This is a genomic window from Stenotrophomonas sp. 05L414_2 (genome assembly GCF_056397905.1).
Genome location: NZ_JBFTOJ010000033.1, coordinates 22,933 through 29,023 on the forward strand (window position 1 = coordinate 22,933; position 6,091 = coordinate 29,023).

Below are 6,091 nucleotides of genomic sequence, written 5' to 3' on the forward strand. Positions count from 1 at the left end.
AAAACGAATGCCGCGTGATTATCCCCGGCTACCCCTCACTTGCCAAATGGCGTGATGGGCCTCAGCCCCAGCTGGACCCGATCACGATCAGCAGCAGCGACACCAGCATCACCAGCAGGGCACCGGCAATGGTCGCGCACACCGGCCCGCGCCGGCGTCGCCAGGCCATCACCATCGCCACCAGGCTGCCCACGAAGGACAGCACCAGCGTGACCAGCGCGCCCAGCATCCAGTACTGCATGGCCTGCACGCCGTTGTTGCCATCCCCCGGCGGACGGAAGCTGGCGGCGAAGGCCAGCACGCCCACGAGCAAGCCGCCCCAGGCGAGCACCGACAGCAACAGGGCGATCAGGCCCCACGGCCAGCTGCGCGAGGGTTCAGGCATCGTATTCATCAAAGAAGATCGTGCAGCAGGATGCCCGCCCACAGCGACAGCACGACCATCGCCAGTGCAGCGGTAACCCTGCCCCGGTTCAGGCGCCAGCCGAGCACTGCGGCGAAAAGCCCTGCGGAAATGGTCAGCACTTCGGCCACCGCCAGGGCGATGACGAAGGGCATCAGGTTCACTACCGGACCGCCGGCACTGGACGGGCGCATGCCGGCACCGAACAGCATGCCGATGGCGAATACACCCGACACCGACAGCAACGCCAGGCCGAGTGCGATCGGGCCCCACGGCCACTGCCGCCAGCGCCGGCGACGACGCTGGATCTCCAGCGCCGCCTGCGGGTGCTGGCTCACGCGAAGCGCGAGAAGCCGTGCTTCTTGGTCACCGCATCGAGCTCCATCAAGGTCTCGAGCAGGGCTTCCATCTGGTCCAGCGGCCACGCGTTGGGGCCGTCGGACAGCGCCTTGGACGGGTCCGGATGGGTTTCGGCGAACAGGCCGGAGATGCCCACGGCAACCGCGGCACGCGCCAGTACCGGCACATGCTCGCGCTGGCCGCCGGAACTGGTGCCCTGCCCGCCCGGCAACTGCACCGAATGGGTGGCATCGAACACCACCGGGCAGCCGGTATCGCGCATCACCGCCAGCGAACGCATGTCGCTGACCAGGTTGTTGTAGCCGAAGCTGGCGCCACGCTCGCAGACCATGATCTGCTCGTTGCCGGTGGCCTTGGCCTTCTCGACGACGGGCTTCATGTCCCACGGCGCCAGGAACTGGCCCTTCTTGATGTTGACCGGCTTGCCGGCCGAGCACACCTTGCGGATGAAGTCGGTCTGGCGGACCAGGAACGCCGGGGTCTGCAGCACGTCCACCACCGAGGCCACTTCATCCATCGGGGTGTATTCGTGCACGTCGGTCAGCACCGGCACGCCGATCTGCTTCTTGACCTCGGCCAGCACCTTCAGGCCCTCTTCCATGCCCGGGCCACGGAAGGCCGTGCCGGAGGTGCGGTTGGCCTTGTCGAAGCTGGACTTGAAGATGAAGTTCACACCGAGCCTGTCGGTCACTTCCTTCAGCTTGCCGGCGGTATCCAGCTGCAGCTGCATCGACTCGATCACGCAGGGGCCGGCGATCAGGAACAGGGGCTGGTCCAGCCCGACCTCGAATCCACACAGTTTCATGGCGTTTCCTTGTTGTCCGCTACACCGGCAGTGCCGGTGCGCTGGGGTTGAAGCGAGCAAGATGGGGGCCGGCGGCCCCCATGACAAGTCAGGCGCGCACTTCCTGCAGCAGCTTGCCACCGGCCTTGCGCTCGCGCGCGGCACGGATGAAGCCGATGAACAGCGGGTGGCCATCACGCGGGGTGGACAGGAATTCCGGGTGCGCCTGGCAGGCCAGGAACCACGGATGCTGGTCGCGCGGCAGTTCAACCACTTCCACCAGGGTGTCGTCCATCGACTTGCCGGCGATCACCAGGCCGGCGTCTTCCAGCTGGGTGCGGTAGCGGTTGTTGAACTCGTAACGGTGGCGGTGGCGCTCGGCGACCACGTCCTTGCCGTACAGTTCGCGGGCCAGCGTGCCCGGCTTCAGGCGCTGCTCCTGCAGGCCCAGGCGCATGGTGCCGCCCAGGTCACTCTTGTCGTCACGCTTTTCCACGTCGCCGGTGGCCGTGCGCCATTCGGTGATCAGGCCGATCACCGGGTTCGGCGACTGGCGATCGTTCTCGGTGCTGTTGGCGTCTTCCAGGCCCACTACGTGGCGCGCGTAGTCGACCACCGCAGCCTGCATGCCGTAGCAGATGCCGAAGTACGGCACCTTGTGCTCACGGGCGTACTGCGAGGTGAGCACCTTGCCTTCGAAGCCACGGTCGCCGAAACCACCCGGCACCAGGATGCCGTCGACATCGGCCAGCGCGGACATGTCGCTGCCTTCCAGGTCCTGCGCTTCCAGCCACTTCAGGGTGACCTTGGTGCGCTGACGCAGGCCACCGTGCTTGAGCGCTTCGCCGACCGACTTGTAGGCGTCCTGGTGGTCGATGTACTTGCCGACCACCGCGATGGTCACCGCATCCAGCGGATGCAGGGTGGCATCGACGGCGTCTTCCCACATCGACAGGTCGGCCGGGCCGGCCTTGTCGGCCAGCTTCAGCTGGTTGATGACGATCTCGTCCAGGCCCTGTGCGTGCAGGCCCATCGGAATGCGGTACAGCACATCGACGTCGGGCACGCTGATCACCGCGCGCTCGGAGACGTTGGTGAACTGGGCGATCTTGCGACGCTCCGAATCCGGTACCGGCTGTTCCGAACGGCACAGCAGCACGTCCGGCTGGATGCCGATCGAGCGCAGTTCCTTCACCGAGTGCTGGGTCGGCTTGGTCTTCAGTTCACCCGCGGCGGCGATGTACGGCACCAGGGTGAGGTGCATGAACAGCGCCTTTTCCGGGCCGCGCTCGGTGCGTACCTGGCGGATCGCCTCCAGGAACGGCAGCGACTCGATGTCGCCGACGGTGCCGCCGATCTCSACCAGGGCCACGTCGAAGCCCTCGGTGGCTTCGTCCATGCAGCGACGGATCTCGTCGGTGATGTGCGGAATGACCTGCACGGTSGCGCCCAGGTAGTCGCCGCGGCGCTCCTTGCGGATCACTTCCTCATAGATGCGGCCGGTGGTGACCGAGTTCTTGCGGCTCAGGCGGGTGCGCACGAAGCGCTCGTAGTGGCCCAGGTCGAGATCGGTTTCGGCGCCGTCGTCGGTGACATACACCTCACCGTGCTGGAACGGGCTCATGGTGCCCGGGTCGACGTTGATGTACGGATCGAGCTTCATCATCGTGACCTTCAGGCCACGCGCTTCGAGAATGGCGGCCAGTGACGCGGCGGCAATACCTTTGCCGAGCGAGGACACCACGCCGCCGGTTACGAAAATCAAGGGAGTCATGGCTGCAAGCATCCTGTCTGGAAATGGAAAACGGCAGCGCCACGCCTGCCCGGGGGGCGGGCGTGGAGCAGAAAGGGGGTTTTCCGGTTCGCTGGAGCAGCGAGGGAGGTGCGGGCCCGGCCAGCGCAATGCGCCAGCGGGGAACCACCCTGCGAGGTCGGGGCGGCCGTGCCGGTCACTTCGACCGTCACCTGCGACCCGCTTTGCTGGAGGCCACGCTTGGCCGTGCCAGCCCATTCGCAAATGGTGGACACGCACTTACTCCCGGAAAGCCATAGTTTACAGATAGATGGCCGCCAACCCAAGGGGCAGATGGCGCCATCGGCAAAAAGAAACGCCCCGCTGGGCGGGGCGTTCGAGGGGGAAACCCTTGTGGCAAGGGCCTCGGAGGGGCAGAAGAATTACTTCTTCTTGCGTGCCTCTTCCTCTTCTTCCTGCTGCGGCACCGGCTGGCCCTTGGCCTTCATCTCGGCATTGGCCTGCGCGCGGCGCTTGGCCTTGGCCTCGGCTTCGGACTGCGCCTTGTCGGCCTGGTCACCCTGCTGCGGAGCAGGCTGGCCGGCGTTCTGCGCCAGCACCATCGGCACTGCAACAGCGGCGGCAGCCAGGATCGCAATGGTCAGCAACTTCTTCATGGAGTCCTCCTCGCGGTATGGCTCGGATGTGGGGGGCGCCGGTGTTCGGTTCCAGCGGTTGCCATTTTACCCCCTCCCCGCCAACGAGGCTGAACCGCAGGCGTGCAAATTCCCGGTCCAGACCGCACACTTGCCCGTCGCTCCACGCTTTCGAAGACAGATGAACGCCCGCTATAACGCCGCCGATATTGAAGTCCTGTCCGGCCTTGACCCGGTCAAGCGCCGCCCCGGCATGTATACCGACACCGCGCGCCCGAACCACCTGGCGCAGGAAGTGATCGACAACTCGGTGGACGAGGCCCTCGCAGGCCATGCCCGCTCGATCGAGATCACCCTGTTCAAGGACGGCAGCGTGGAGGTCAGCGATGACGGCCGCGGCATGCCGGTGGACATCCATCCGGAAGAGAAGATCCCGGGCGTCGAGCTGATCCTGACCCGCCTGCATGCCGGCGGCAAGTTCAACAACAACAACTACACCTTCTCCGGCGGCCTGCATGGCGTCGGCGTCAGCGTGGTCAACGCGCTGTCGACCCTGGTGGAAATCCACATCAAGCGCGACGGTGCCGAACACCGCATCACCTTCCGCAACGGCGACCGCGCCTCGCCGCTGGAAGTGGTCGGCACCGTCGGCAAGAAGAACACCGGTACCCGCCTGCGCTTCTGGCCGGACCCGAAGTACTTCGATACGCCCAAGTTCGCCGTGCGCGCGCTCAAGCACCTGCTGCGCGCCAAGGCCGTGCTGTGCCCGGGCCTGACCGTCAAGCTGACCGACGAAGCCACCGGCGAGGTCGACACCTGGTACTACGAGGATGGCCTGCGCGATTACCTGAAGCTGGAACTGGGCGATCGCGAGTCGCTGCCGGCTGATCTGTTCGTGGGCAACCTGAAGAAAGACACCGAGATCGTGGACTGGGCCGTGGCCTGGCTGCCGGAAGGCGAGCTGGTGCAGGAAAGCTACGTCAACCTGATTCCCACCGCACAGCACGGCACCCACGCCAACGGCCTGCGCACCGGCCTGACCGAAGCGCTGCGCGAGTTCTGCGACTTCCGCAACCTGCTGCCGCGCGGCGTCAAGCTGGCCCCGGAAGACGTGTGGGACCGCGTGTCGTTCGTGCTGTCGCTGAAGATGACCGACCCGCAGTTCAGCGGCCAGACCAAGGAACGCCTGTCCTCGCGCCAGGCCGCCGGTTTTGTCGAAGGCGCCGCGCACGATGCGTTCAGCCTGCTGCTGAACCAGAACGTGGAGCTGGGCGAGAAGATCGCGCAGATCGCCATCGAGCGCGCCAGTGCGCGCCTGAAGACCGAGAAGCTGGTCGTCCGCAAGAAGGTCACCCAGGGCCCTGCCCTGCCCGGCAAGCTGGCCGACTGCATCAGCCAGGACCTGTCGCGCACCGAACTGTTCCTGGTCGAGGGCGACTCGGCAGGCGGCAGCGCCAAGCAGGCCCGCGACAAGGATTTCCAGGCGATCCTGCCGCTGCGCGGCAAGATCCTCAACACCTGGGAAGTGTCCTCCAACAGCGTGCTGGCCTCGGAGGAAGTGCACAACCTGGCGGTGGCCATCGGCTGTGACCCGGGCAAGGAAGACATCAGCGGCCTGCGCTACGGCAAGGTGATCATCCTGGCCGACGCCGACTCCGACGGCCTGCATATCGCAACGCTGCTGACCGCACTGTTCCTGAAGCACTTCCCGGCGCTGGTCGATGCCGGCCACGTGTTCGTGGCGATGCCGCCGCTGTTCCGCATCGACGTGGGCAAGCAGGTGTTCTACGCCCTGGATGAGGAAGAAAAGCGCTCGATGCTGGACAAGATCGAACGCGAGAAGATCAAGGGCGCCATCAACGTGACCCGCTTCAAGGGCCTGGGCGAGATGAATCCGCCGCAGCTGCGTGAATCCACCATCCATCCGGACACCCGTCGCCTGGTGCAGTTGACCATCGACGATGGCGAGCAGACCCATTCACTGATGGACATGCTGCTGGCCAAGAAGCGCGCGTCGGACCGCAAGGGCTGGCTGGAGAGCAAGGGCGATCTGGCTTCGCTGGAAGTCTGATTCCCGAACCCGTGGTAGTGCCGGCCGCTGGCCGGCTGCTTTTCGTGAACCAGCGGGATACCTGGGGTGCCGGCCAGCGGCCGGC

6 protein-coding genes are annotated in these 6,091 nt (G+C 65.8%); 1 reads left to right on the forward strand and 5 read right to left on the reverse strand.

What is annotated here, in order from left to right:
- Positions 1-61: 61 nt before the first annotated feature.
- The 5 genes from AC1DJN_RS06835 to AC1DJN_RS06855 form a co-directional block, all read right to left on the reverse strand.
- Positions 62-394: a hypothetical protein gene (locus tag AC1DJN_RS06835; RefSeq protein WP_032976505.1), complete on the reverse strand. Its 333-nt coding sequence runs from the start codon at positions 392-394 to the stop codon at positions 62-64.
- Positions 394-741, reverse strand: coding sequence for a hypothetical protein (locus AC1DJN_RS06840; protein ID WP_312965340.1), 348 nt, complete (start codon positions 739-741; stop codon positions 394-396). The genes AC1DJN_RS06835 and AC1DJN_RS06840 overlap by 1 nt, the downstream gene beginning before the upstream one ends.
- Entirely contained in the window at positions 738-1,568 is an 831-nt protein-coding gene (gene kdsA / locus AC1DJN_RS06845) for a 3-deoxy-8-phosphooctulonate synthase (RefSeq protein ID WP_012510652.1), read from the reverse strand. The genes AC1DJN_RS06840 and kdsA overlap by 4 nt, the downstream gene beginning before the upstream one ends.
- Positions 1,569-1,656: 88 nt before the next feature.
- Positions 1,657-3,321 carry a CTP synthase gene (locus AC1DJN_RS06850; RefSeq protein WP_025878896.1) on the reverse strand — a complete coding sequence of 555 codons (1,665 nt, stop codon included), beginning with the start codon at positions 3,319-3,321 and terminating at the stop codon, positions 1,657-1,659.
- Positions 3,322-3,722: 401 nt separating this feature from the next.
- On the reverse strand, positions 3,723-3,956 hold the full coding sequence (locus tag AC1DJN_RS06855; protein ID WP_025878895.1) for a hypothetical protein: 234 nt from the start codon (positions 3,954-3,956) through the stop codon (positions 3,723-3,725).
- Between the two features lie 160 nt (positions 3,957-4,116).
- Between AC1DJN_RS06855 and parE the strand changes: the two genes are divergently transcribed.
- The gene (gene parE / locus AC1DJN_RS06860; protein ID WP_025878894.1) at positions 4,117-6,006 is read left to right on the forward strand and encodes a DNA topoisomerase IV subunit B; all 1,890 of its coding nucleotides are present in this window, start codon (positions 4,117-4,119) and stop codon (positions 6,004-6,006) included.
- Positions 6,007-6,091: the final 85 nt, after the last annotated feature.